General features: G+C 60.4%; 21 protein-coding genes. 12 read left to right on the top strand and 9 right to left on the bottom strand.

Going from position 1 to position 25728, the window contains the following annotated elements:
- Nucleotides 1-7: 7 nt before the first annotated feature.
- From F6R97_RS28920 to F6R97_RS28905, 4 genes are all read right to left on the bottom strand, one after another.
- A complete protein-coding gene (locus F6R97_RS28920) occupies nucleotides 8-2263 on the bottom strand; it encodes an Orn/Lys/Arg decarboxylase N-terminal domain-containing protein (protein WP_038984100.1) in 2256 nt (751 codons plus the stop codon).
- Nucleotides 2264-2490: 227 nt separating this feature from the next.
- Nucleotides 2491-3249 (bottom strand): DNA polymerase III subunit epsilon, encoded by a 759-nt coding sequence (gene dnaQ / locus F6R97_RS28915; protein WP_038984101.1) that lies wholly within the window; start codon nucleotides 3247-3249, stop codon nucleotides 2491-2493.
- A gap of 231 nt (nucleotides 3250-3480) precedes the next feature.
- Nucleotides 3481-3933 carry a ribonuclease HI gene (rnhA, locus tag F6R97_RS28910; RefSeq protein ID WP_003180633.1) on the bottom strand — a complete coding sequence of 151 codons (453 nt, stop codon included), beginning with the start codon at nucleotides 3931-3933 and terminating at the stop codon, nucleotides 3481-3483.
- Between the two features lie 92 nt (nucleotides 3934-4025).
- A complete protein-coding gene (locus F6R97_RS28905; RefSeq protein WP_008074391.1) occupies nucleotides 4026-4784 on the bottom strand; it encodes a methyltransferase domain-containing protein in 759 nt (252 codons plus the stop codon).
- 65 nt (nucleotides 4785-4849) lie between these two features.
- Here F6R97_RS28905 and gloB point away from each other — a divergent pair, with 65 nt between their 5' ends.
- The 8 genes from gloB to fabI all read left to right on the top strand — a co-directional run bounded on the left by gloB (nucleotide 4850) and on the right by fabI (nucleotide 15586).
- Nucleotides 4850-5617: a hydroxyacylglutathione hydrolase gene (gene gloB / locus F6R97_RS28900; protein WP_038984102.1), complete on the top strand. Its 768-nt coding sequence runs from the start codon at nucleotides 4850-4852 to the stop codon at nucleotides 5615-5617.
- A gap of 99 nt (nucleotides 5618-5716) precedes the next feature.
- On the top strand, nucleotides 5717-7171 hold the full coding sequence (locus F6R97_RS28895; protein ID WP_038984103.1) for a transglycosylase SLT domain-containing protein: 1455 nt from the start codon (nucleotides 5717-5719) through the stop codon (nucleotides 7169-7171).
- A gap of 217 nt (nucleotides 7172-7388) precedes the next feature.
- Complete coding sequence (locus F6R97_RS28890; protein WP_315867520.1) at nucleotides 7389-9221, top strand: extracellular solute-binding protein; 1833 nt, start codon at nucleotides 7389-7391, stop codon at nucleotides 9219-9221.
- Nucleotides 9218-11059 carry an extracellular solute-binding protein gene (locus tag F6R97_RS28885; RefSeq protein WP_315867519.1) on the top strand — a complete coding sequence of 614 codons (1842 nt, stop codon included), beginning with the start codon at nucleotides 9218-9220 and terminating at the stop codon, nucleotides 11057-11059. Before F6R97_RS28890 ends, F6R97_RS28885 begins: the two co-directional genes overlap by 4 nt.
- A gap of 4 nt (nucleotides 11060-11063) precedes the next feature.
- Nucleotides 11064-12137 (top strand): microcin C ABC transporter permease YejB, encoded by a 1074-nt coding sequence (locus F6R97_RS28880; protein ID WP_007906757.1) that lies wholly within the window; start codon nucleotides 11064-11066, stop codon nucleotides 12135-12137.
- Between the two features lies 1 nt (nucleotide 12138).
- On the top strand, nucleotides 12139-13158 hold the full coding sequence (locus F6R97_RS28875; protein ID WP_008074378.1) for an ABC transporter permease: 1020 nt from the start codon (nucleotides 12139-12141) through the stop codon (nucleotides 13156-13158).
- 1 nt (nucleotide 13159) lies between these two features.
- Nucleotides 13160-14770: an ABC transporter ATP-binding protein gene (locus tag F6R97_RS28870; RefSeq protein ID WP_315867518.1), complete on the top strand. Its 1611-nt coding sequence runs from the start codon at nucleotides 13160-13162 to the stop codon at nucleotides 14768-14770.
- Between the two features lie 21 nt (nucleotides 14771-14791).
- Complete coding sequence (gene fabI / locus F6R97_RS28865) at nucleotides 14792-15586, top strand: enoyl-ACP reductase FabI (protein ID WP_007906751.1); 795 nt, start codon at nucleotides 14792-14794, stop codon at nucleotides 15584-15586.
- 178 nt (nucleotides 15587-15764) lie between these two features.
- On the opposite strand, the gene F6R97_RS28860 is transcribed toward fabI, so the two are convergent.
- Nucleotides 15765-16631: a LysR family transcriptional regulator gene (locus F6R97_RS28860; protein ID WP_315867517.1), complete on the bottom strand. Its 867-nt coding sequence runs from the start codon at nucleotides 16629-16631 to the stop codon at nucleotides 15765-15767.
- 113 nt (nucleotides 16632-16744) lie between these two features.
- Between F6R97_RS28860 and F6R97_RS28855 the strand changes: the two genes are divergently transcribed.
- Nucleotides 16745-17170: a VOC family protein gene (locus F6R97_RS28855; RefSeq protein WP_038984108.1), complete on the top strand. Its 426-nt coding sequence runs from the start codon at nucleotides 16745-16747 to the stop codon at nucleotides 17168-17170.
- 60 nt (nucleotides 17171-17230) lie between these two features.
- Here F6R97_RS28855 and F6R97_RS28850 read toward each other — a convergent pair whose 3' ends face one another.
- From F6R97_RS28850 to F6R97_RS28835, 4 genes are all read right to left on the bottom strand, one after another.
- Complete coding sequence (locus tag F6R97_RS28850) at nucleotides 17231-17845, bottom strand: GGDEF domain-containing protein (protein WP_038984109.1); 615 nt, start codon at nucleotides 17843-17845, stop codon at nucleotides 17231-17233.
- Nucleotides 17846-17918: 73 nt separating this feature from the next.
- The gene (locus F6R97_RS28845) at nucleotides 17919-18497 is read right to left on the bottom strand and encodes a hypothetical protein (protein WP_315867516.1); all 579 of its coding nucleotides are present in this window, start codon (nucleotides 18495-18497) and stop codon (nucleotides 17919-17921) included.
- Between the two features lies 1 nt (nucleotide 18498).
- Nucleotides 18499-20667 (bottom strand): xanthine dehydrogenase family protein molybdopterin-binding subunit, encoded by a 2169-nt coding sequence (locus tag F6R97_RS28840; RefSeq protein WP_315867515.1) that lies wholly within the window; start codon nucleotides 20665-20667, stop codon nucleotides 18499-18501.
- Between the two features lie 23 nt (nucleotides 20668-20690).
- A complete protein-coding gene (locus F6R97_RS28835) occupies nucleotides 20691-21146 on the bottom strand; it encodes a (2Fe-2S)-binding protein (protein ID WP_007906916.1) in 456 nt (151 codons plus the stop codon).
- Nucleotides 21147-21526: 380 nt separating this feature from the next.
- Here F6R97_RS28835 and F6R97_RS28830 point away from each other — a divergent pair, with 380 nt between their 5' ends.
- From F6R97_RS28830 to F6R97_RS28820, 3 genes are all read left to right on the top strand, one after another.
- Complete coding sequence (locus F6R97_RS28830) at nucleotides 21527-22051, top strand: sigma-70 family RNA polymerase sigma factor (RefSeq protein ID WP_315867514.1); 525 nt, start codon at nucleotides 21527-21529, stop codon at nucleotides 22049-22051.
- A gap of 4 nt (nucleotides 22052-22055) precedes the next feature.
- On the top strand, nucleotides 22056-23042 hold the full coding sequence (locus tag F6R97_RS28825; RefSeq protein ID WP_315867513.1) for a FecR domain-containing protein: 987 nt from the start codon (nucleotides 22056-22058) through the stop codon (nucleotides 23040-23042).
- Nucleotides 23043-23145: 103 nt separating this feature from the next.
- Entirely contained in the window at nucleotides 23146-25635 is a 2490-nt protein-coding gene (locus F6R97_RS28820) for a TonB-dependent siderophore receptor (RefSeq protein WP_315867512.1), read from the top strand.
- The last annotated feature ends 93 nt before the right edge of the window (nucleotides 25636-25728 follow it).

The raw sequence follows: 25728 nt of genomic DNA, 5'->3' as shown, positions 1-25728 counted from the left end.
AAGGTCCTCATTCCTTGATGCAATCGACGGTGTAGTGCCGTCCATTGCCCTCGTCTTCGTGTTGCAAGCCATGCACATCGGCGACAAATCCGGGGAAGCTGCTGTCGAACGTACGGGCAAACTTCAGGTAATCGATGATCGAACGGGTCGACTCGGTGAAACGCTCGCCGGGCATGATCAACGGAATCCCCGGCGGGTATGGCACCAGCATTACCGCTGCGATCCGCCCGTCCAGAGCATCGATCGAAACAGCCTCAACCTCCCCGCGTACCAATTGATCATAGGCGTCCGCCGGCTTCATCGCGACTTCCGGCAGTACGGTGTACATGCGTTTGAGGTGTTTGGCCGTGGCGTTGCTGCGATAACAGGCGTGCAATTGATCACACAGATCACGCAAACCCATGCCTTGATAACGGGCAATATTGTGTTGCGCCACGCACGGCAAACAACTTGCCAGGCTGACGTTGGCGTCGTAACTGCGCTTGAACTCCAGTAATTCGGTCAGCAGCGTGCTCCACTTGCCCTTGGTGATGCCCATGGAGAACAGCACCAGGAACGAATACAGCCCGGTCTTTTCCACGACCAGCCCACGCTCCCAGAGGAATTTGCTGACCACCGCCGCCGGAATCCCCCGCGCACTCAGGGCACCGCCTGCCGTCAAACCCGGCATCACCAGCGTGACCTTGATCGGATCGAGCAGCACATAGTCGTCGGTCACGCCGCCAAAGCCATGCCAATCGGCGTCGGGTTGCAGCAGCCAGTCTTCGGTGACCACCTGCTCGATACCTTCGGCCGAGGGTGGTTGCCAGATGGAAAACCACCAATCATCAGCGGCGATGTGCTGACGCAGATTGGCCAGGGCCCGGCGAAAACTCAGGGCCTCGTCGAACATTTCCTGCAACAGCGAACGCCCGGCCGGCCCTTCCATCATCGCCGAGGCCACGTCCAGCGAAGCAATGATGCTGTACTGCGGCGAGGTCGAGATATGCATCATGAATGCTTCGTTGAAACGGTCGCGATCCAGCTGCCGCGCACCGCCGTCCTGAACGTGAATCATCGACGCCTGACTGAACGCCGCCAGTAACTTGTGCGTAGAGTGCGTAGTGAACACCAGCGGGCTGTCTTCGCTGCGAGAGGTGCCCATACCGTAACGGCCGGCGAAGAACTCGTGGAATGCCGCGTAGGCGTACCAGGCCTCATCGAAATGCAACACCTCGACGCTGTTGCCCAGGCTCTGCTTGATCAGCTCGGCGTTGTAGCACAAGCCGTCGTAAGTCGAGTTGGTCACCACCGCCAACTTGACCTTGGGTTCGCGGCCCTGGGTCAGCGGGCTGGCGTCGATCTTGGCCTGGATCGATTCGCGGCTGAATTCGCTCAACGGAATCGGGCCGATAATCCCCAGCTCATTGCGCTCCGGGCACAGGTACAGCGGAATCGCGCCGGTCATGATGATCGAGTGCAACACCGACTTGTGGCAGTTGCGATCCACCAGCACCAGGTCATCGCGGGCCACCATGGAATGCCAGACGATCTTGTTGGCGGTCGAGGTGCCATTGATCACGAAAAAGGTGTGATCGGCGCCGAAATTGCGCGCGGCTCTCGCTTCCGCCTCGGCCAGAGGGCCGGTGTGATCGAGCAGCGAACCGAGCTCGGGCACCGATACCGACAAATCCGAACGCAGGGTGTTTTCCCCGAAGAATTGGTGAAACGCCTGCCCCACCGGGCTCTTGTGATACGCCACGCCGCCGCCATGGCCGGGGGTATGCCAGGAATAATTGGAGTCAGCGGTGTGCTGCACCAGCGCCTTGAAGAACGGTGGCAACAGACCGTCCAGATATTTGCGCGCCGCGCGAGCGACCTGACGGGCGAGGAAGGGCACGGTGTCTTCGAACAAATAAAGAATGCCGCGCAACTGATTGAGCTCGGCCATGGCGTCGGCCGGGGCATTTTCCAGGGTGACCTGTTCGCCCAGGGCAAAGATCGGCAGGTCCGGCGCCCGAACCCGTGCCAGGCGGATCAGCTCGGCCATGTTATGCAGAAGATGAGCATTGGTGCTGGCGTCTTCGGCGGCAATCAACATGCAGGAGAGGCCGTGATGAGTCGAGGCGACCAGACGCCCTTCGTTGTAATCGACCGCCGAGACGATGCTGAAGCCTTCCTGCTCCAGCTCCCGGGCGATGCCACGCACACGATCACCGGCAACGGTGTCGGCTTTGATGTCGCGGTGGACGATCAGGACCGGAAATTTCAAATCTTTATACATGGGGCTCGGTGTCCTGAGGCGGCAGACCGTGGCCTGCCAATAACCTCAGGGTAGAGGGTTGGAGCGCATGTGGCGAGCGGGATGCCCTGAAGTGGGGCATTGGTTGCGTTTGCGAAGATCAAAAGATCGCAGCCTGCGGCAGCTCCTACAGGATCGGGGCCACCGTTGATTTGATGCTCGACACGGTTGGCGTAGGAGCTGCCGAAGGCTGCGATCTTTTAAGGCCTTTAGGCCTGGGCCTTGGCCTCAGCCAATTGCTGCCACAGCGACGGAGCGCCGGCGGATTTGGCGATGGCTTCAAGGCGCGCAATGTGCTGGGCCAGATCCTCTTCACTGGCACGGATGATCCGGATTGGCTGACGATCGGCCGGCAGACGACGGATTTCGGTGGCGGAGTTGTCCGCGCCTTCACCTGAACCATTGCCATCGGACGCGTTACCGGCCAGCGACAGGCTGGTCTGGCCGCCGGTCATTGTCAGGTAAACGTCGGCGAGAATCTCGGAGTCGAGCAACGCGCCGTGCAGCTCACGGCCGGAGTTGTCGACGCCATAGCGTTTGCACAAGGCGTCGAGGCTGTTGCGCTGCCCCGGGTGACGTTCCCGGGCCATCATCAGGGTGTCGAGGATCGAGCAGTGTTGCGTGATGTCCGCGCGTTCGTGGTGGCCCATCAGGGCGAATTCGTTGTTGATGAAGCCAACGTCGAACGCCGCGTTATGGATGATCAGCTGCGCACCCTTGATGAACTCGAAGAACTCATCGGCCACTTCGGTGAAACGCGGCTTGCCCACCAGGAACTCGTTAGTGATGCCGTGGACGCCAATGGCGCCTTCATCACTCTCGCGATCCGGTTGCAGGTAAACGTGGAAATGCCGGCCGGTCAGGCGCCGACCGATCAACTCGACACAACCGATTTCGATAATCCGGTGGCCGTCGGTCACCGGCATGCCGGTGGTTTCGGTATCGAGTACAACGGATCTGGTGGCCATCAGTGCTCAGCTCTCAACGGGTCAATCGTGCAAAAGCGGCGATGTTAACACGCTCGCGGGATCCAGCGCGCCGCCAGACAACCAGCTACCACGACCTTGGTACTGTGAACACGGTCCCTGTAGGAGCTGCCGAAGGCTGCGATCTTTTGATCTTGATTTTTTCGGAGCCGCTGAAGACCAAGATCAAAAGATCGCAGCCTCCGGCAGCTCCTACGGGGGGATCGCGCGGCTTTAGGCCTGCTTGTACCCACGCACTTCATCAACGCCACGGTTGGCCAGTTGGTCGGCCCGTTCGTTGCCGTGATGGCCGATGTGCCCACGTACCCATTTCCAGGTGACGTTGTGGCGGTTGACCTGTTCGTCGAGCAGCTTCCACAGATCGGCGTTTTTTACCGGTTCCTTGGCCGCGGTTTTCCAGCCGCGTTTCTTCCAGTTGGCCATCCACTCGTTGATGCCTTTCATCACGTACTGGGAGTCGGTCACCAGCAGCACATCGCAGGAGCGTTTGAGTTCTTCCAGGCCACGGATCGCGCCCATCAACTCCATGCGGTTGTTGGTGGTGTTGGCTTCGCCGCCCCAGAGTTCTTTTTCAACGCCCTTGCATACCAGCAACGCACCCCAGCCGCCCGGGCCAGGGTTGCCCTTACAGGCGCCATCGGTGAAGAGTTCTACGCTATCGCTCATGCCAATCTATCCAGAAAATGCGGTGGCTCGCCGATCGGTGACCGACGATGCCCAAGGCCGGGGCGAACCCGGCCGGGAAAATAAAATGTGTACTACGGTTCGAGGTGACGACGGTTGACCTTGGCCATCGGCAATGGAATCAGCTTGCCCATCGGTTCGCGCCGTTCCTGACGCACCGGCCGCAGGCCTACCACGATCTTGCGCGCGACCAATAAATAGAAGCCACCACCCGACAATTGCCAGTCACCGGCCTTGCGCTCCCAACCGGCCAGACGGGCTTGCCAGGCAGGCGACGCAAGCGGCGGACGATAGCACCCGAAGCGGCGTTTCTCCAGCGCGAAGCCCAGCAGGTTCAGCCAGTCAGCAACCCGCGACGGCGAAATGCAGCGGGCCTTGCGCAAGGCGTCATGGGCGAACACATGACGCAGGCCCCAGCTGCTCCAGGGGTTGATTCCGACAATCAGCAGATGCCCGCCAGGCCGAACACTGCTCGCCGCTTCGCGCAGCAAACCGTGGGGCGACAGGCAGAAATCCAGCCCGTGCTGCAACACCACCACATCGGCGGCGTGCTCGCTCAAAGGCCAGGCCTGCTCTTCGCAGACGATCTCGACCCCCGGCAACGGCGCACCGAGCCGCACATTGCGCTGGACCTGCGGCGCCGACGGCGGTGTCTGCGCCGAAGGGCCGTAATGCACCAGGTAACCGCCGAAGAAGCGCCCCAACTCGTCTTCGAGCATGCGTCGTTCTTCGTCCAGCAGAAATTGCCCGATGGGCCCGGACAGCCATTCACGGGCCGCGCTGATCAATGTCAGCCACTCAGGATCGGCCTGAGCGAACGCTTTATCGGTCATTGCATTCTCCAACGCGCCAGGAAGTTCTAAGATGCGCCAATGTTTTCCGCTTGGCGAATCCGACGATGATACAGATCAGTGCCCTGCCCGCCTTCACCGACAACTACATCTGGTTGTTACAAGACCACAGCACCCAGCGCTGCGCCGTGGTCGACCCGGGCGATGCCGCGCCAGTACAAGCCTGGCTCGCGGCGCACCCGGGTTGGGTGTTAAGCGATATTTTGATCACTCATCACCATCATGACCATGTCGGCGGCGTCGAGCGGCTGAAAAAAGCGACAGACGCGACAGTCTACGGCCCGGCCAGCGAAAGCATCCCGGCGCGGGACGTGGCGCTCAAGGATAATGACCGCATCAGCGTGCTGGGCTGGGACTTCGACGTCATCCAGGTACCGGGCCATACCCTTGGGCACATTGCCTTTTATCATCAGGGCCATTTGTTTTGCGGCGACACCCTGTTCGCCGCCGGTTGCGGACGGTTATTCGAAGGCACGCCCGAGCAAATGCATCACTCGCTGAGCCGCCTCGCAGCGCTGCCCGAAGACACGCTGGTCTACTGCACCCACGAGTACACCCTGAGCAATCTGAAGTTCGCCGCAGCAGTCGAACCGAACAACCCCGATACCCTCGAACGACTGGCCAAAGTCACCCGGCAACGCGACGCCGGAATCATGACGTTGCCTTCGACGCTGGCACTGGAAAAGCTCACCAATCCGTTTTTGCGTACCGGAGAAACATCCGTTAAAGAAAAAGTGGACGAACGGAATGGTACTGATAACCGGGCTCCGAGTGCGGTTTTTGCTGCTCTTCGAGCGTGGAAAGATACGTTCTAGGGAGGCTGCTTGATGATACAAAAATTCTGAATGGTTGACCGCAGGGGGTGCGCTTTCTAGAATCGCCCGACATTTTTGCCCGGAACTTACTTCCAGCCAATGTCGTCACCTATTCGTAAAGCCATCAATTCAGACGCATTGACCCGCTTGGCTCAAGCCATCGCGGTGGCTGTGTCCGCCACTTTGGCGGGCTGTTCCAGCCATGTGCCGCAGACCGAAGCGACACACACTCCGAACATCGCCGCTCGAGCCAAGCAAAAACCCATCTGGCTCAGCGAAAAACCAACACCGCAAATTCCACAGGACGTCTGGGAGCGCATGCGCCAAGGCTTCCAGTTGCAGGACAACCTGGGCGTCAACCCGCGCATCGAGCAACAGCGCCTGTGGTTCGCCAGTAATCCGTCCTTCCTCGAAAACGCCGGCGAACGCGGCAGCCTCTACATTCACTACATCGTCGAACGCCTTGAAGAACGCAACATGCCGCTGGAACTGGCGCTGTTGCCGGTGATTGAAAGCGCCTACAACCCAATGGCCTATTCCCGGGCCAACGCGGTGGGTCTTTGGCAATTCATTCCTTCCACCGGGCGTTACTTCAACCTGCGCCAGACCCGCTTCTACGATGGCCGTCGCGACATCACCGCCTCGACCACCGCGGCCATGGATTACCTGACCCGCCTGCACGACATGTTCAACGGCGACTGGCTGCTGGCCTTGGCGGCCTACAACGCTGGCGAAGGTACGGTCAGCCGGGCCATCGAGCGCAACGAACGACTCGGCCTGCCGACCGACTACTGGAACCTGCCGCTACCCGCAGAAACCCAGGCCTATGTGCCGAAGCTTCTGGCGTTGTCGCAAGTGGTCCTGGCGCCCGAAGCCTATGGCGTGAACCTCAACCCGATTGCCAACGAACCGTACTTCCAGGTCGTCGAAATCAACCAGCGCATGGACCTGTCCAAGGTTGCCGCGGTGGCCAACATCGACGAAGACGAACTGTTCCAGCTCAACCCGGCCTTCAAGCAGCGCACCACCATTGACGGCCCCCAGCATCTGCTGGTGCCAACGTCCAAGGCGCAACTGCTGACCGCCAGCCTGTCGACCATGCGTCCTGACGAGCTGATCAGCCAGCGATCGCTCAAGCCAGTGTTCGAAGGGGCAGACGAAAGCGAAATCGCCAGCCTCAAGCGCGCCTATCGGGTCAAACGCGGCGACAATCTGGGCACCATCGCCAAGGCCAACAAGGTCGACATCAAGGACCTGCAACGCTGGAACAAACTGACCGGCAAGAACCTCAAGGTCGGCCAGACCCTGGTGATGCAGGACACCACCAAGCGCAAATCCGGGCGCGTCAACACCGTGGTCGCGGCGAACAGCAAGGCGAACGGCAAGGTTACAAACAAGACGCAACAGACCCAATACAAGGTCAAGCAAGGCGATTCGCTGTACATGGTCGCCAAACGTTTCAACGTTGAAATGCAGCACCTCAAGCGCTGGAACCCTCGAGTTGGCCAGGCGCTGAAGCCGGGGCAGATGCTGACGGTTGCTTCGCCGAATTAAAATTGTGTGCTGCTGAAAAGATCGCAGCCTTCGGCAGCTCCTACAGAATGCGTACATCCAATCAATCGCGGGTGTACATGATCGATGTAGGAGCTGCCGCAGGCTGCGATCTTTTTTTATGCCTGGACATCGCTTTCAGCCCCCGTCTTTTTCCTGTCGATACAAGCTGTTACTGTACGGCCCACAAAGCCCAAGCCGCCTGGATCGGATCTCTGACTTGAAGCGTCCCCTCCTCCTGCTCCTGATCAGCCTGGCCTTGAGCTCCCCCGCAAGCGCGACGATCAGCGAAAGCCATGGTTATGCGCAGTTCGGCACGCTCAAGTACCCGGCCAGATTTACCCACTTCGACTGGGTCAACCCGCAAGCGCCCAAGGGCGGTACGTTGCGGGTGATGGCGTTTGGCACCTTCGATACGCTCAACCCTTACACATTCAAGGGCTCGAGCCCGGTTTCCACCGGCAACTTCCTGCAATACGGCATCAACGAACTCAATGAACCGCTGATGGTCGGCACCGGCCAATACGCGCCGTCCGGCGATGAGCCGACCTCCAGTTATGGCCTGATTGCCCAATCGGTGGAATACAGCGAAGACCGCAGCTGGGTGGTGTTCAACCTGCGTCCCGAAGCGCGTTTCCACGATGGCACGCCGATTACCGCTTACGACGTGGCGTTCTCGTACCGGTTGCTGCTCAAGGAAGGTCATCCGCAATACCGCACCAACCTTCAGGAAGTGTCGCGGGTGGATATCCTCAACCCACGACGCATCCGTTTCGTCTTCAAACGCTCCGGTAATCCGCTGCTGATCCTGCGCCTGGGCGAGTTGCCGGTGTTGCCTCAGCATTACTGGGAAGGTCGCGACTTCAAGGCCACCACCTTCGAGCCGCCATTGGGCAGCGGGCCGTATCGCATCACCTCGGTAACGCCCGGACGGCAGATCGTCTTCGAACGGGTCAAGGATTACTGGGGCAAAGACCTGCCGGTCAATCGCGGCAAGTACAACGTCGATCGCATGGAAGTCGAGTTCTACCGTGACAGTGACGTGGCTTTCGAAGCGTTCAAGGCCGGTGAGTTCGACATCTACATCGAACACCAGGCGAAGAACTGGGCCAACGGTTACAACTTCCCGGCCGTGCGCCGTGGCGAGGTGATCAAGGCGCAAATCGCGCATCAGATCCCGACCCAGAGCCAAGGCCTGTTCATGAACACCCGGCGACCGGCCTTCGCCGAGGCCAAGGTCCGCGAAGCGCTGGGGCTGATGTTCGACTTCGAGTGGACCAACCGCACGCTGTTCAGCGGTGCCTACAAGCGCGCCATGAGTTATTACCCCAACAGCGAGTTCTCCGCCACCGGGCTACCGGTCGGTCACGAGTGGCTGCTGCTCAAGCCCTATCGCGATCAGTTGCCCGCCAAGCTGCTCACCGAGCCGTTCAGCCTGCCGCAGACCGAAGGCCGCGGCATTCCGCGGGAAACCATGCGCAAGGCCCTGGAGCTGCTCGCCGAGGCCGGCTGGAAGCTCAGCGGTCAGCGGCTACAGAACACCATCGGCCAACCGTTGCGCTTCGAGATCCTGCTGGTCAACCCGAACCTGGAACGCATCCTTCAGCCTTACGTCGAGAACCTCGCCAGCATCGGCATCGATGCGCGGCTGCGCACGGTCGATCGTGCCCAGTACAAACAGCGCCTCGATCAGTTCGATTTCGACATGATCCTGATGACCCTCAACCAGACCCTGAGCCCGGGTCTGGAACAATGGCAGTACTTCCACTCCAGCCAGGTCGGGGTCAAGGGCAGCAAGAACTACGCCGGTATCGCCAACCCGATAGTCGACCATTTGCTCGAACAACTGCTCGCCGCCCAGACCCGCGATGCACAAGTCGCCGCCGGCAAGGCGCTCGACCGGGTGCTGCTGTGGCAGCACTACATCATTCCCAACTGGTACCTCAATTATCACCGCCTGGCCTACCGCAACCGGTTCGCCTTCGTCACGACGCCGCCCTACACCCTGGGCCTGAGCGCGTGGTGGCTGAAATCTTCGGAGAAAGATCGATGAAACCCGTACGCGCCCTGCTCTTGCAGGCCAGCGGTCTGTTGTTCGCCGGGCTGGCCTGCGCCGCCCCGCAACATGCCCTGACCCTTTACAACGAGCCGCCGAAATACCCGGCCGATTTCAAACATTTCGATTACGTAAACCCTGACGCGCCCAAGGGCGGAATCTTCCGACAGGCCGGGTTCGGTGGCTTCGACAGCCTCAACCCGTTCATCAACAAAGGCGTGCCGGCCGACGACATCAGCATGATCTACGACACCCTGGCCAAACAGGGTCTGGATGAGCCGTTTACCGAATACGGCCTGATCGCCGGCAAAATCGAAAAAGCCCCGGACAACAGCTGGGTGCGCTTCTACCTGCGTCCCGAAGCACGCTTCCACGACGGTCACCCGATACGTGCCGAAGACGTGGTGTTCAGCTTCCAGACCCTGACCAAGGACGGCGCCCCGCTCTACCGCGTCTATTACAGTGACGTGGAAGAAGTGGTCGTCGAAGACCCGCTTAAAGTGCTGTTCAAGTTCAAGCACAAAAACAACCGTGAATTGCCGCTGATCCTCGGGCAACTGCCGGTACTGCCCAAGCATTGGTGGGCCACTCGCGACTTCACCAAGGGCAACCTGGAACTGCCGCTGGGCAGCGGGCCGTACAAAGTCAGCGAAGTGAAGGCTGGACGTTCGGTACGCTATGAGCGGGTCAAGGATTACTGGGGCAAGGACCTTCCGGTCAATCGCGGCTTCTACAATTTCGACGTAATGACCACCGACTATTACCGTGACAACACCGTCGCGCTGGAAGCGCTCAAGGCCGGCCAGTTCGACTACTGGCTGGAATCGGTCGCGAAAAACTGGGCCAAGGCCTACAACATTCCGGCGGTGACCGAAGGTCGGCTGATCAAGGAAGAAATCCCCAACGGCAACCCCACTGGCATGCAAGGCTTCGTGTTCAACCTGCGCCGCCCGGTGTTTCAGGATGTGCGCGTGCGTCAGGCACTGACCCTGTTGCTGGACTTCGAATGGACCAACAAGCAACTGTTCAACGGCGCCTACGCGCGCACCCGCAGTTACTTCGAAAACTCGGAAATGGCCGCCACAGGCCTGCCAGACGCCGATCAACTGGCGATTCTCGACCCGTTCCGCGGCAAGATTCCCGAGCAAGTGTTCAGCGAAGCGTTCCAGAACCCGGTGACCGACGCCAGCGGCATGATCCGCACTCAGCAGCGCAAGGCCTATCAACTGCTGCAAGAGGCCGGCTGGCGGATCGTCGACGACAAAATGGTCGACGCCACCGGCAAACCGGTGACCATCGAGTTCCTGCTGGCCCAGACCGAGTTCGAGCGGATACTGCTGCCGTTCAAGCGCAACCTCAGCGACCTGGGCATCGACCTGGTGATTCGCCGGGTCGACGTCTCGCAATACATCAACCGCGTGCGCTCCCGGGACTTTGACATGATTGTCGGCAGCTTCCCGCAGTCCAACTCGCCGGGTAACGAGCAGCGTGAGTTCTGGATGACCGACGCAGCCGACAAACCCGGCAGCCGCAACTCCATGGGCCTGAAAGACCCGGTGGTGGACCAACTGGTCGAGCAACTGATCAACGCCGATTCGCGCCAAAGCCTGGTGGCCCATGCCCGGGCGCTGGACCGGGTGCTGCAATGGGGCTATTACGTGATCCCCAACTGGCACATCAAGACCTGGCGCGTGGCGTACTGGAACCACATCGGCCACCCGAAGGTTTCGCCCAAATATGACATTGGCATCAATACCTGGTGGGTCAAGCCCAACGCGACAGTGCCGATAGAAGTCGAAACCAAACTGCAAGCCGACCCTGCGGGCACGGAGTAATCAGATGCTGGCGTATATTTTTCGGCGACTGCTGCTGATCATCCCGACCCTGCTCGGCATTTTGCTGATCAACTTCGTGATCATCCAGGCCGCCCCCGGTGGGCCGGTGGAACAGATGATTGCCAAGCTCGAAGGCTTCGAAGGTGCCACCAGTCGCATCGCTGGCGGCGGTGCCGAAGTGTCGGTGGCCGGTTCCGCCTATCGCGGCGCCCAAGGCCTGGACCCGGCGCTGGTCAAGGAAATCGAACACATGTACGGCTTCGACAAATCGGCGCCGGAACGTTTGTGGATCATGATCAAGAACTACGCCACCCTGGATTTCGGCGACAGCTTCTTCCGTGACGCCAAGGTCATCGACCTGATCAAGGAAAAGATGCCGGTGTCGATCTCCCTGGGGCTGTGGAGCACGCTGATCATGTACCTGGTGTCGATCCCGCTGGGGATCGCCAAGGCGACGCGACACGGCAGCCACTTCGACGTCTGGACCAGTTCGGCGATCATCGTCGGTTACGCGATCCCGGCGTTCCTGTTCGCCATCCTGCTGATTGTGGTGTTCGCCGGCGGCAGCTATTTCGACTGGTTTCCGTTGCGAGGCCTGACCTCGAACAACTTCGACGAGCTGAGTACCGGCGGCAAGATCCTCGATTACTTCTGGCACCTGGCACTGCCGGTGACCGCATTGGTGATCGGCAACTTCGCGACCATGACGCTGCTGACCAAGAACAGCTTCCTCGATGAGATCAACAAGCAATACGTGGTCACCGCCAAGGCCAAGGGCCTGACCCGTCACCGCGTGTTGTACGGCCATGTGTTTCGCAACGCCATGCTGTTGGTGATCGCCGGTTTCCCTTCGGCATTCATCGGGATCTTTTTCACCGGCTCGTTGTTGGTGGAAGTGATTTTCTCCCTCGACGGCCTCGGCCTGATGAGTTTTGAAGCAGCGATCAACCGCGATTACCCGGTGGTTTTCGGCACGCTGTTCATCTTTACCCTGCTGGGGCTGGTGGTGAAGCTGATTGGCGATCTCACTTACACCTTTGTCGATCCGCGCATCGACTTCGAAAGCCGGGAGCATTGAGATGAACCTGTCCCCTCTCAATCGCCGACGTTTCGAACTGTTCAAGGCCAACAAGCGTGGCTGGTGGTCGCTGTGGCTATTCCTGATTTTGTTCGGCGCAAGCCTCGGTGCCGAACTGATCGCCAACGACAAACCGCTGGTGGTGCATTACGACAACGCCTGGTACTTCCCGGCCCTCAAGCGCTACCCGGAAACCGCGTTCGGCGGCGAATTCCCGCTGGAAGCCAACTACAAGAGCCCGTACATCCGCGAACTGCTCAAGGCCAAAGACGCTTGGGTTTTGTGGGCGCCGATTCCCTATAGCTACCAAAGCATCAACTACGACCTGAAAGTCCCGGCCCCCGCGCCGCCCTCGGCCGATAACCTGCTGGGCACCGACGATCAGGGCCGCGATGTGCTGGCCCGAGTGATTTATGGCTTCCGGATTTCGGTGCTGTTCGCTTTGACGCTGACCATTCTCAGCTCGATCATCGGCGTGATCGCCGGGGCCTTGCAGGGCTTTTATGGCGGCTGGGTCGATCTGGCCGGGCAGCGTTTTCTGGAGATCTGGTCCGGGTTGCCGGTGCTGTATTTACTGATCATTCTGGCCAGTTTCGTGCAGCCGAATTTCTGGTGGCTGCTGGGGATCATGCTGCTGTTCTCGTGGATGAGCCTGGTGGATGTGGTGCGCGCCGAGTTCCTGCGCGGTCGCAATCTGGAATACGTGCGCGCGGCCCGGGCGCTCGGCATGCAGAATGGTGCGATCATGTTCCGCCATATCCTGCCCAACGCCATGGTCTCGACCATGACCTTCATGCCGTTCATCCTGACCGGCGCCATCGGCACGCTGACCGCCCTGGACTTCCTTGGCTTCGGCCTGCCGCCGGGCGCGCCGTCCCTGGGTGAACTGGTGGCCCAGGGCAAATCCAATCTGCAAGCGCCGTGGCTCGGTATGAGTGCGTTTGCGGTGCTGGCGCTGATGTTGAGTTTGCTGGTGTTCATCGGCGAGTCCGCTCGCGATGCCTTCGACCCGAGGAAGTGAAATGAATCAGGACAATCTGATCGAAGTGCGCGACCTGGCCGTCGAATTTATCGTCGGCGAACGCGTGCAGCGGGTGGTCGAAGGCGTCAGCTTCGACATCAAGCGCGGCGAAACCCTGGCGCTGGTGGGCGAAAGCGGCTCCGGTAAATCGGTGACCGCCCACTCGATCCTGCGGCTGCTGCCCTACCCGCTGGCCCGGCACCCGTCCGGAACCATCACTTATTCCGACCGGAATCTGCTGGACCTGAAAGAGAAAACCATCCGCCACATCCGCGGCAACCGGATTGCGATGATTTTTCAAGAGCCGATGACCTCGCTCAATCCGCTGCATTCGATCGAAAAACAAATCAACGAAATCTTGGGCATCCACAAAGGCCTGACCGGCAAAGTCGCGACCAAGCGCACGCTGGAACTGCTGGAAATGGTCGGCATCCCCGAACCGGAGAAGCGTCTCAAGGCCCTGCCCCACGAATTGTCCGGAGGCCAGCGTCAGCGAGTGATGATCGCCATGGCCCTGGCCAATGAGCCGGAATTGCTGATAGCCGACGAACCGACCACGGCGCTGGACGTGACCGTTCAACTGAAAATTCTCGAACTGCTCAAGGAATTACAGGCCCGCCTAGGCATGGCGTTGTTACTGATCAGTCACGATTTGAACCTTGTGCGAAGAATTGCGCATCGCGTATGTGTCATGCAGCGCGGTTGCATCGTCGAACAGGCATCGTGCGAAGAATTGTTCCGCGCACCGCAGCATCCGTACACGCGGGAACTGCTGGCAGCGGAGCCCAGCGGCAAACCGGCGACCAACGTGATTGGCCCGCCATTGCTGCAGGTCGAGGACCTGAAAGTCTGGTTCCCGATCAAGAAAGGCTTTCTGAAAAAGACCGTGGACCATATCAAAGCGGTAGACGGGATCAATTTCAGCCTGCCCCAGGGCCAGACTCTGGGGATTGTGGGAGAAAGCGGTTCCGGCAAGTCGACGCTCGGCCTGGCAATATTGCGGCTGATCGGTAGCAAAGGCGCCATCCGTTTTGAAGGCAAGCAGCTAGACTGCCTGACGCAGCATCAGATTCGACCGCTGCGGCGGGAGATGCAGGTGGTGTTCCAAGACCCGTTCGGCAGCCTGAGCCCACGGATGTGCGTGAGCCAGATCGTCGGCGAAGGCCTGCGAATCCACAAGATGGGCACTGAGGCAGCACAGGAACAAGCGATTATTGCGGCACTCAAGGAGGTAGGCCTGGACCCGGAAACCCGGCACCGCTACCCCCACGAATTTTCCGGTGGGCAACGGCAGAGAATCGCCATTGCCCGGGCATTAGTGCTAAAACCGGCGTTGATTCTGCTGGACGAGCCGACTTCGGCCCTCGACCGGACCGTGCAACGCCAAGTGGTGGAGCTGCTACGTTCACTGCAAACCAAGTACAACCTGACGTATTTGTTTATCAGCCATGACCTGGCTGTCGTCAAAGCGCTGAGCCACCAGCTGATGGTGGTCAAGCATGGCCAAGTGGTCGAACAGGGAGACGCGCAAAGTATCTTTGCCGCCCCCAAACATCCGTATACACAGCAGTTGCTGGAAGCCGCTTTTCTGGCACCAGCCACTGCGCAATAAACCTGAAAAGAGGAGCAACACATGGGTTTTCTCGCCGGTAAGCGCGTACTGATCGTCGGTGTCGCCAGCAAGCTGTCCATCGCATCCGGCATCGCTGCCGCCATGCATCGCGAGGGCGCTGAGCTTGCCTTCACTTATCAGAACGACAAACTCAAGGGTCGTGTCGAAGAATTCGCACAAGGCTGGGGCTCGAGCCCTGAGCTGTGCTTCCCGTGCGACGTGGCCAGCGATGAAGAAATCGCCAAGGTCTTCGAAGCACTGAGCAAGAAGTGGGACGGCCTGGACTGCATCGTGCACTCCGTCGGCTTCGCCCCGGGCGACCAACTGGACGGCGACTTCACCGAAGCCACCACCCGTGAAGGTTTCCGCATCGCTCACGACATCAGCGCCTACAGCTTCGTGGCCCTGGCCAAGGCTGGCCGCGAAATGATGAAAGGCCGCAATGGCAGCCTGCTGACCCTGTCGTACCTGGGCGCCGAGCGCACCATGCCGAACTACAACGTAATGGGCATGGCCAAGGCTTCTTTGGAAGCTGGCGTGCGTTACCTGGCTGGCTCCCTGGGCCCGGATGGCACCCGCGTGAACTGCGTATCGGCTGGCCCGATCCGCACCCTCGCCGCTTCCGGCATCAAGAACTTCCGCAAAATGCTGGCCGCCAACGAAGCGCAAACCCCGCTGCGTCGTAACGTCACCATCGACGAAGTCGGCAACGCCGGCGCCTTCCTGTGCTCGGACCTGGCGTCCGGCATCAGCGGCGAAATCATGTACGTAGACGGCGGCTTCAACACCACCGCCATGGGCAACATCGAAGAGTGATCTTCGGTTAGCCATGAAAAAACCCGCCGATTGGCGGGTTTTTTTATGCCCTCAATTCCAGGCTTGATGCGGTCAAATGTGGGAGCGGGCTTGCTCGCGAAAGCGGTGTGCCAGTCGACACTTTCTGTATGCCGAACACCGCCTTCGCGAGCAAGCCCGCTCCCACAGGGATTAGTGTTCAGTCGTCGATCTGCGTCAAACACCGGGCAAACAACTGCTGGATCGGTTGTGTGCGCTGGCTATAACGCTGCAACAGCACGATCTCCCGGTAGAACGTCAGCTCACCCAACGGAATGATCCGCACCTTCGCCCCATGCTCAAGCCACAGCCCCGCCTCGGGCAATAGCGAAACACCCAGCCCGCATTCGACCATTTTGACGATAGCTTCCAGCTCATCCAGTTCCAGTGCCACCTGCACATCAATCTGCTGCTCACGTAAAAAGCGAGTCACCAAGCGCCCACCGAAAGAATTGCGGTCGTAGCGCACGTGGGGGTGGTTGGCGAGCAACTGCAGCGGGTCGTCACCCTCAAGATTTGCCGGCACGATCAGCACAAACGGCTCCCGGCGAATGACGTGCACCGACAATTCCTTGGGTAACTCAAATGGCGGCTTGATCAGAATCGCCAGGTCCACTTCGCCGGTGTCCACCTGACTCAACAGGCTCAGGGATACCCCCGGCACCAGTTTCGTCTCCAACAATGGCGCCTGTTGCCGGAGTCGCAACAGCGCTCGCGGCAACAGCCCGGTCTGGACGGTGGCCACCGCGCCGATCTTCAATTCACCACGAAACTCGCCGACGCCATCACTGACAGCCATACGGCTGAAGGTCTCAAGAATTTCCCGGGCCATTGGTAACGCCCGCTGCCCCGCCGCGTTGAGAATCGCCTGACGTCCGGTGCGATCGAACAGGCGCATGCCCAACGCCTGCTCAAGGTTACGGATCTGCGCGCTGACCGCCGACTGGGTCAGACCAATGTGCATGCCTGCCGCAGCGAACGTGCCATAACGCGTCACGGCAATGAAGGTTTTCAGTTCCCGCAGCATGGGCCCTCCAATTGATCGAAATAATTTGAGCTCGCCGCAAAAACTATCGTCTTTCAATCAAAAAGCACAGGACTAAACTCGGTATCAACTCCCAACCTGTCGAGGCACGTCCGATGCAACTGTCCCCTTTTCATTTGGCCATCCCGGTTTACGACTTGGCCGCCGCCCGGCGCTTCTACGGTGAAGCGTTCGGCCTGGAGGAAGGTCGCTCCAGCGATCACTGGGTCGATTTCAACTTTTTCGGCCATCAACTGGTGATTCATCTGGCACCGAAAAACGCTTCTCAGGAAGCCGCCCATACCAACGCCGTCGATGGTCACGATGTACCAGTACCGCATTTCGGTGTGGTATTGGGGATGGAGGAATGGGAGACCCTGGCCGAGCGCTTGAAAGCCATTGGTACACGCTTCGTGATCGAACCGGGTATCCGCTTTCAGGGATTGGTGGGCGAACAAGCCACGATGTTTCTCTTCGACCCCTGCGGCAACGCTCTGGAATTCAAGGCGTTCAAGAATATCGATCAGTTGTTCGCCAAATGATCGGCCCGACCGGCTGTTGTGGACAGCCGAGCACATTGCAACGGTCTTGCAAGACGCCATTCAACAATGACGGGCGTCGAACTGTCGGTCGCGCATCGCCTTATCGACCAAGGCCAACAAGTCTTGCGCTGTCTGGTGTAGCCGAGGATCAAACTCGATCTGCCCGATACTGAAGCGAATGTCATAGCCACGATGTGCCGTGGCATTACGTTCATCGAGTATTTCTTCGAGGCGCGCCCTGATCGCGGCGATTTCCACGGCGTCGGCGCCGGTCAACAAGGCAGCAAACTCATCGCTGCCGAGCCGGCCGATCACATCGCTTTCACGAAAGGCGATGCGTAGCACATCGGCGAAGGTTTTCAGGGCATCGTCGCCCTCGGCGCGACCGTACAGCTGATTGATGCGCTTGAAGTCATCAAGGTCGAAAAACAGCAGGGTCGCGGGTTTGCCCAACTGCTGACAGGCCTCCAGCCCTAACTGAGCCAAAGCCTCGAAGCCATGACGATTGGAGAGCAGGGTCAATTCATCCATGCTCGCCATCTGCACGCCCATCAGCGCTTGCTCGGCCCTTCGCGCCAGATCGCGCAGTACATCGCGATCTGCGCTGTCGAGTGCATTCGGCGCACGCATGTCTGCGCCAGCGCCGGGTTTGAGCGGTTTGCCTGGGGTTAACATCTCTCACTCCTTGATGGATATGAACGTTAGAGTCGTTCACACCCGGTATGACTCCCTATAAACGCGCCGCTGGTCAGCTACCCGCCAGCGGACACGGCCCTCCAGCGTCGGCCCAGAGTTTGAACTGGGTGACGAATATGTCATGGGGCACGGGCACCGGCGCCCGTCCCTCACCCGGACGCCAGCCCCAGAGCACCAGTTTGTCCTCGCTGACATGTTTGATCAGCGCCGCAAAATCACGATCACCATTACTGGATCGGTCCTTGATCATCGCGCACAACTTGTCGGGCGGCAGGCCGATCCAGGCCATTTTGTGCGCCGCTGGCGGCAGGCTCCAATGTGGCGCTCCGGGTGGCGAGTTGGGGCCATAACTGGCCGGCGGATTTCTTTCGGCATGACAACTGGCACACGGCAAACCGGCTGCGCCCTTGCCGTCCAGGCCGCGAACCACATTCATTGCGTGAGGAACACCGGCGTCGAACTGCAACGGCGCATCGCCGGGGATATGACAGTTCTGACAACGCGGGCTCTGGAACACTTTCTGCACCGTGTCGAACGCCTTCACTGCCTCTTTATCATCAGCGAACAGGTCAGAGGCATAGCCACTCAGACCGATCAGCACCACCGCGCCCAGAATCAGATGTCGTCTCATCTCACACCCCCGACAGTTGCAGCGGCAGGTCCCGCAGACGCTGCCCGGTCAGGGCAAACACCGCGTTCGCCACGGCCGGCGCCACGGGCGGTACACCGACCTCGCCGATGCCGCCGGGCTTGTCGCTGCTGGGGACGATATGCACCTCGACCACCGGCATCTCGTTCAGGCGCAGGACCTGATAGTCGTGATAATTGGATTGCTGCACCTGACCGTTCTTGAACGTCAGCTTGCTGTGCAAGGTAAATCCAAGACCAAAGGTAATACCTGATTCCATCTGCGCGGCGATGCCCTGCGGGTTGACCGCAATGCCGCAGTCCACCGCACACACCACCCGGTGTACGCGAATCGCCAGATTGTCCTGCGATACCTCGGCCACTTGGGCGACGTAACTGCCGAAGGACTCATGCACCGCCACGCCCAATGCGTGACCGTCCGGCAAAGGTGCTTTCCAGTTGGCTTTTTCCACCGCCAGATTCAGCACGCCCAAATGCCGTGGATGCGCCTTGAGCAAGGCGCGTCGGTACTCCACCGGATCCTTGCCGGCGGCGTCTGCCAGCTCATCGATCAACGACTCCATGACAAATGCAGTGTGGGTGTGTCCCACCGAACGCAACCACAGCACGCTGATGCCGGTTTGCGGTGAATGCAGTTCGACCTGATGGTTGGCCAGCCCCTCAAGGTAAGGACTGTCGGCCACGCCTTCGACGGAGGTTTTGTCGACGCCATCCTTGACCATGGTCGCCGCGAACGAGGTGCCCGTCAGAATCGACTGCCCGACCAGCACATGCTTCCAGGCCATCGGCATGCCGTCGGCGCCCAGCCCGATGCGCGCCTGATGCAAGAACGCCGAGCGGTAGTAACCGCCGCGAATGTCATCCTCTCGGGCCCAGACGGTTTTCACCGGCCCGCCCGCTGCCTTGGCGACGTACACGGCTTCACTGACAAAATCCGAGGTCGGGTTGGCCCGACGCCCGAAGCCGCCGCCGAGAAATTGGGTGTGGATCTCGACCTGTTCGGGTTTGAGCCCGGTGATCTTCCCCGCGATCATCTGATCCAGCGTTTGAAACTGCGTGCCGGTCCAGATTTCGCATTTATCCTTGGAAATTTTCACCGTGCAATTGAGCGGCTCCATCGGCGCGTGAGCCAGGTACGGCACGCTGTATTCAGCCTCAATGGTCTTTGCCGCTTTGCCCAGCGTCGCCATCGCATCCCCGGCCTTACTGGCAGAAGTGCCGGGGGTGGCGGCGAGTTTACGAAAGCTCTCCAGCAGCTGTTGGCTGTCGAGCCCGGCGTTTGGCCCCAGGTCCCATTCGACCTTCAGCGCATCGCGCCCCAGCTTCGCCGCCCAATAATGATCGGCAATCACCGCGACACCCGTGGGCACCTGCACCACTTTGTGCACGCCCGGCACCGCCAGGGCCTCGGCGCCTTCGAAGGATTTGACGCTGCCACCGAACACCGGTGGGCGAGCGACCATCGCCGTCATCAGCCCATCGAATTGCACGTCCATGCCGAACTTCGCCTGCCCGGTGATTTTCTCCGGGGTGTCGAGGCGCTTGGTGGGTTTGCCGATGACTTTCCAGTCCTTGGCTTCCTTGAACTTGATCGAGGCCGGATCCGGCACCGGCAGCTTGGCGGCGTCATCCGCGAGTTCGCCGTAAGTGGCGCGCTTGTCGCCGGCAATGACCACGCCCGATTCGGTGCGAATCTGCGAAGGCGCCACGTCGAATCGCTTGGCCGCCGCCTCGATCAGCATCAAGCGTGCCGCCGCTCCGGCCTGGCGATAGCGGTCGAACTCCATCCAGGTCGACGTCGAACCGCCGGTGATCTGCATTCCGCCAAACGCCGGCAGGCCATAATCGGCCGCCGAGGCCGGCGCATGCTCGACGCGGATTTTCGACCAGTCGGCGTCCAGCTCTTCGGCGATCAACATGGTCAGGCCGGTCCAGATGCCCTGGCCCATTTCCGAATGGCCGAGCAGCACGGTGATGCTGTTGTCGTTGCCAATGCGTAAAAAGGCATTGGGGGCGAAGACATTTCCTTGATTCTCGGCGCCGAGGGCAAAGCGATTGGCACCCGGGATGACAAACGCCACCACCAGACCACCGCCCAACACCGCACTGCCCTTGAGAAAACCGCGACGCGAGACAGGGTTGATTCTGTTCATGGGTCAGCTCCCTTCGACGTGTATCAACCGATCTCGGCGGCGCGTTTGACCGCGGCGCGGATTCTTGGGTAGGTGCCGCAGCGGCAGATGTTGCCGGACAGCGCCTGGTCGATGTCGCTGTCGGTGGGCTTGGGGATCTTTGCCAGCAAGGCGGCCGCCGACATGATCTGCCCCGACTGGCAATAACCGCACTGGACCACGTCGAGCTCGGCCCAGGCTTGCTGGACCGGGTGCGAGCCATCGGCGGACAAGCCTTCGATGGTGAGAATTTTCTGCCCGTGGGCCACCGCCGTGGCGGGCGTGATGCAAGAGCGCAGCGGCGCGCCATCGACGTGTACGGTGCAAGCGCCACACTGGGCCATGCCGCAACCGAATTTGGTGCCCGTCAGGTGCGCGACATCGCGCAGCACCCAGAGCAACGGCATGTCCGCGGGGACATCCAGTTCCTGGTCCTTGCCATTGATATTAAGGGTCAGCATTGCGGGTTTCCTCAGACTCACGGTGTTCTGAAGGGGCGCCTCGTGGCGAGGGGGCTTGCCCCCGTTCGGCTGCGAAGCAGTCGCAAATCCAGTGCATACTGGTGTGCTTGGCAGTACGAGATTGCAGGTTTTAGGACAGCTTCGCAGTCCAACGGGGGCAAGCCCCCTCGCCACAGGGTTATCCCTACAGCTAAGCGCAATTTGCCCCACTAGCCATGTTCATCGACCACCGGTCGCTCTACGCGGGTTGATCGGAAAGCTGGGCCAAGCCCACCTAAAAGCAAACCAATATCATTTGCGAGACTTCCGGTCATTTGCTTTAATCGCGACCAATTCTTATTTGCACCCGCGACGCCAGTCGCTACGGACGTGTGCTCTCAATGACAGTCGCCGACTTTTCTTCGGTTCAAAACCTCTATACCTGCCATCACCGATGGCTGTATGAGTTGTTGCGTCGACGCCTCAGTAATGCAATGGATGCCGCTGACTTGGCTCATGACACCTTCATGCGGGTGCTTAAGCGGCCGCAGACGTTCGACTGCGAGGTTCGCGAGCGCTCCTATCTGGCGACCATTGCTCGCGGTTTGTGCATTGATCACTGGCGTCGTCGGCAGTTGGAGCAAGCTTGGCTGGCAACGCTCGCCGCACGACCTCCCGCCTTGCAGCCTTCACCGGAACAACGGGCGATCATTGTCGAGACTCTGCACGAAGTGGACGCCCTGCTGCAGCGCTTGCCAAAGCGGGTCAGCGATGCATTTATCCTGGCTCAGTTGCACGGCATGCCCTACCGACTCATCGCCGACGAGATCGGCGTGAGCGAGCGCATGGTCAAGAAGTACCTGGCCCAGGCCATGATGCATTGCGCGATCCTCGAAGCCGAGTTCGATGGGTTGCTGATTGAATAACCCCATGCCCGCCGTCCCCCTGAAAAAACTCAGCCATGCCAGCCTCGAGCAAGCGGCCCAGTGGTATGTGCAACTCCACGACCCACAAGTGGCCGATCACGAACGCCTGAGCTGGCAGGCCTGGCTAGCCCAAAGTGCCGACCATCAGGACGCCTGGCGCTACATCGAACGGGTCGGCCAGCGCTTCACTCCGCTGCAACACGAGAGCGAGCAACAGGCTGTCAGCCAAGTCCTGCGCGGCACCGGCCGCTCGCCAATCAGTCGCCGCCACACGCTAAAGAGCTTGCTGATACTCACCGCCGGCAGCCTGACGGGATGGGCGGCATGGCGCGGCACGCCGTTGCCGGAAACACTCGGCCGGCTCACTGCCGATCTCGCTACCGGCACCGGGGAAACCCGCGAAACCGTGCTCAACGATGGCAGCCGGATCTGGCTGAATGCACTCAGTGCGCTGAATGTCCGCTTCGATGCCACGCAACGCTTGCTGCAGTTGCAGTGCGGCGAAGTGTTGATCGACACCGCCAAGGACCCCGGTCGACCGTTCCTGGTGGAAACCGCCCAAGGGCGACTGCGGGCGCTGGGTACCCGCTTCAGCGTTCGCCAAGAGGATCGACAGACCTTGCTGAGCGTCTATGAAGGCGCTGTCGAAGTTCGCACCCGCCACGGCGCGGTACAGGTTGTCGAGGCCGGTCGGCAACTGGCGTTCAGCGACAGCACAATGGCGCTGAGCACCGCCGCCAGCCCCTCACGGGAAGCCTGGCGCCATGGCCTGCTGCTGGCAGACAACCTGCCACTGGGCCAGTTGATCGACGAATTGAACCGCTACCGTCCGGGGCATTTGCACTGCGATCCGAAAGTTGCCGAGCTGCCGGTCATGGGCTCGTTCCCGCTCAAGGACACCGATCAGGCATTGCGCCTGCTGGAAGCGGCATTGCCGATCCGGGTGCAAAATACCTTCCCCTGGTGGGTCAGCGTCGGCCCGAAAGCCTGAGTGGAAAACTTTTTTCGGCAATCGGTTCCCTTTTGTCTTTCTCGTTCGGTTAACCCCTCAGAAGCACCTCACATTGCCGATCGAACTGATTCCAGGGAACGCCATGTCACGCAACGCCTTCACCCGCACTCGTTTTGCCCTGCGCCCCTTGGCGCTGGCCCTGCCGGCCGCATTCCTGAGTTTTTCAGCGCCGCTCGCTCAAGCAGACACCACGGGCGCCAGTGAACAGTCCAGCCACCGGACACGCCATTACTCGATAGCGGCGGGCCCCTTGGCAAGCGTACTCAATCGCTTCGCTGAGCAAAGCGGTGTCTTCCTCGCCGGTCACAACGACCTCGCCGCCGGCAAGCGCAGCCCCGGCCTCGACGGCGACTACACCGACTCGCAAGCGTTGCAGCGACTGTTGCAAGGCAGCGGCCTGCAAGCCAGCCCCCAAGGCAACGGCGGCTATGTGTTGCAAGCAGTGCCCGCCTCACAAGGCGCACTGGAACTGGACGCCACGAACATTTCCGGTCAGGGGCTGGGCGCCACCACTGAAGACACTCATTCCTACACCACCGGTTCGACGTCTTCGGCTACAGGCCTGCCGCTGTCCCTGCGCGAAACACCGCAGTCGGTGACCGTCATCACCCGTCAGCAAATGGACGACCAGGGCTCCACCAGCATCGCCGACACCTTGCGCCGCGCCCCCGGCATCAGCGTGCAGAACTACGACAGCGAACGCTGGGAGTTTTCCAGCCGTGGCCTGCCGATCACCAATTTCCAGTACGACGGCGTCAATACCGACTACGACGGCGTCTACGATTACGGCACCACCAGCACCGACATGGCGACCTTCGACCGCGTGGAAATCATCAAAGGCGCAACGGGCCTGATGACCGGTTCGGGCGATCCCTCGGCCACCGTCAACCTGATCCGCAAGCGCCCGACCAAAGAGTTCAAGGCATCGATTGCCGGCACGGTCGGCTCCTGGGACAACTATCGCAGCGAAGGCGACATTTCCGGCCCGCTGACTGAAAGCGGCAACGTGCGCGGGCGGTTCGTCGGGGTCTATCAGGATCGCAGCGCCTACATGGATCACTATCAGAACACCAAGGACATCGCCTACGGCATCCTCGAAGCGGACCTGACCCCGGACACCCTGCTGACCTTCGGCATGGACCAGCAAAATACCCGTTCGCGCGGCGCCAGCTGGACCGGTTTCCCGATGTACTTCAGCAACGGTTCGCGCACCAACTTCTCCCGTTCCTTCAACCCGGCCACCGACTGGAGCCGTCGCGACTTCACCAACCAGACAATTTTCGCCTCCGTGCAGCAACGACTGGCCAACGACTGGACGCTGAAAGTCAGCTACGACCGCAAACACCGCCAGCACGACACCCTGCTCGGCTCGGCCAGCGGCGGTAATCCGGACCCGGTCACCGGTAACGGCATGTTCATGTACATGGGTAAATTCAAGGGCGATCAGGTTCAGGACAACATCGACATCAACCTCACCGGCCCTTTCAGCCTGTTTGGTCGCGAGCACGAATTGATCGCCGGCTTCATGTCGATGAACGCCCGCCAGGACATCCCGGTGCACGGCTCGGTCTATCCGGCCCTAAACAGCAGCGTCTTCGACTGGCGCGGCGAGTTCCCCAAACCGGACATCCCGCGCATCGGCGATAACGACATCGTCCAGCGCCAGACCGGAGCCTACCTGGCGACCCGGCTCAAGCCCACCGATGATCTATCGGTGATCCTCGGCGGCCGGGTCAGCGACTTCAAGGGCAGCGACCACCTCGACTACAACGACCCGAACACGCCCGACGTGCGCGACGGTTATCGCCAGACGGGAGTGGTCACCCCTTACGCCGGGCTGATCTACGACCTCAACGACACTTATTCGCTGTACACCAGTTACACCAGCATCTATCAGCCGCAAATGAGCAAGGACGCCGCGCGCCAACTGCTCGACCCGGTGGAAGGCGACAGCTACGAAGCCGGCATCAAGGCCGAATACTTTGGTGGGCGCCTGAACGCCAGTTTCGCGGTGTTCCGCATTGAACAGGACAACGTCGCCCAATACATCAGCGGCTTCGAGACCGAGTCGGTGTACAGCGCCGTTCAGGGCGCGACCACCAAAGGCTTCGAGTTCGAGCTGGCCGGTGAAGTGATGGAAGGCTGGAACCTGTCAGCCGGCTACACCTACAACCATACCCGCGATGCCAAAGGCGATTACGTCTACGGCTCGGTGCTGCAAACCACCGCCCCGGAACAAGTGGTGCGCGTGTTCAGCACCTATCGACTGCCCGGCGCATGGGAAAACCTGACCGTCGGCGGCGGTGTGAACTGGCAAAGCGAGTTTTTCGGCAACGTGTTCCAGCCCAACCCCTCCGACACCGTCAACTTCGGCCAGTACTCACGCATCACCCAGGACAGCTACTACCTGGTGGACCTGATGGCACGCTATCGCTTCAACGATCACCTGAGCGCGACCGTCAACGTCAAGAACCTGTTCGACAAGACCTATTACACCGGACTCGGCAACTTCGGCACCGGTTTCTACGGCGAACCGCGCAGCCTGCAACTGACGACCAAGTGGGATTTCTGATCCCTGCTCCAGGCGCTGCCGAGGGATCGGCAGCGGTTTTCTTGTGAGTTATCGATCTACGGTGCCACCGGGCGATCACAGGCTGACTACGCT

The organism is Pseudomonas sp. JV414 (genome assembly GCF_032424305.1).
Classification (GTDB): domain Bacteria; phylum Pseudomonadota; class Gammaproteobacteria; order Pseudomonadales; family Pseudomonadaceae; genus Aquipseudomonas; species Aquipseudomonas lini.
This window is presented reverse-complemented; position numbering and strand designations above follow the sequence as displayed.

What these genes read in the sequence shown, in the direction of transcription:
- F6R97_RS28885 (WP_315867519.1), top strand. Translation starts at nt 9,218, where the DNA reads ATGAAACCCGTACGCGCCCTGCTCTTGCAGGCCAGCGGTCTGTTGTTC.
- F6R97_RS28830 (WP_315867514.1), top strand. Translation starts at nt 21,527, where the DNA reads ATGACAGTCGCCGACTTTTCTTCGGTTCAAAACCTCTATACCTGCCAT.
- F6R97_RS28905 (WP_008074391.1), bottom strand. Translation starts at nt 4,784, where the DNA reads ATGACCGATAAAGCGTTCGCTCAGGCCGATCCTGAGTGGCTGACATTG.
- F6R97_RS28880 (WP_007906757.1), top strand. Translation starts at nt 11,064, where the DNA reads ATGCTGGCGTATATTTTTCGGCGACTGCTGCTGATCATCCCGACCCTG.
- F6R97_RS28840 (WP_315867515.1), bottom strand. Translation starts at nt 20,667, where the DNA reads ATGAACAGAATCAACCCTGTCTCGCGTCGCGGTTTTCTCAAGGGCAGT.
- rnhA (WP_003180633.1), bottom strand. Translation starts at nt 3,933, where the DNA reads ATGAGCGATAGCGTAGAACTCTTCACCGATGGCGCCTGTAAGGGCAAC.
- F6R97_RS28870 (WP_315867518.1), top strand. Translation starts at nt 13,160, where the DNA reads ATGAATCAGGACAATCTGATCGAAGTGCGCGACCTGGCCGTCGAATTT.
- F6R97_RS28920 (WP_038984100.1), bottom strand. Translation starts at nt 2,263, where the DNA reads ATGTATAAAGATTTGAAATTTCCGGTCCTGATCGTCCACCGCGACATC.
- F6R97_RS28895 (WP_038984103.1), top strand. Translation starts at nt 5,717, where the DNA reads ATGTCGTCACCTATTCGTAAAGCCATCAATTCAGACGCATTGACCCGC.
- F6R97_RS28860 (WP_315867517.1), bottom strand. Translation starts at nt 16,631, where the DNA reads ATGCTGCGGGAACTGAAAACCTTCATTGCCGTGACGCGTTATGGCACG.
- fabI (WP_007906751.1), top strand. Translation starts at nt 14,792, where the DNA reads ATGGGTTTTCTCGCCGGTAAGCGCGTACTGATCGTCGGTGTCGCCAGC.
- F6R97_RS28825 (WP_315867513.1), top strand. Translation starts at nt 22,056, where the DNA reads ATGCCCGCCGTCCCCCTGAAAAAACTCAGCCATGCCAGCCTCGAGCAA.
- dnaQ (WP_038984101.1), bottom strand. Translation starts at nt 3,249, where the DNA reads ATGGCCACCAGATCCGTTGTACTCGATACCGAAACCACCGGCATGCCG.
- gloB (WP_038984102.1), top strand. Translation starts at nt 4,850, where the DNA reads ATGATACAGATCAGTGCCCTGCCCGCCTTCACCGACAACTACATCTGG.
- F6R97_RS28820 (WP_315867512.1), top strand. Translation starts at nt 23,146, where the DNA reads ATGTCACGCAACGCCTTCACCCGCACTCGTTTTGCCCTGCGCCCCTTG.
- F6R97_RS28875 (WP_008074378.1), top strand. Translation starts at nt 12,139, where the DNA reads ATGAACCTGTCCCCTCTCAATCGCCGACGTTTCGAACTGTTCAAGGCC.
- F6R97_RS28850 (WP_038984109.1), bottom strand. Translation starts at nt 17,845, where the DNA reads ATGTTAACCCCAGGCAAACCGCTCAAACCCGGCGCTGGCGCAGACATG.
- F6R97_RS28855 (WP_038984108.1), top strand. Translation starts at nt 16,745, where the DNA reads ATGCAACTGTCCCCTTTTCATTTGGCCATCCCGGTTTACGACTTGGCC.
- F6R97_RS28845 (WP_315867516.1), bottom strand. Translation starts at nt 18,497, where the DNA reads ATGAGACGACATCTGATTCTGGGCGCGGTGGTGCTGATCGGTCTGAGT.
- F6R97_RS28835 (WP_007906916.1), bottom strand. Translation starts at nt 21,146, where the DNA reads ATGCTGACCCTTAATATCAATGGCAAGGACCAGGAACTGGATGTCCCC.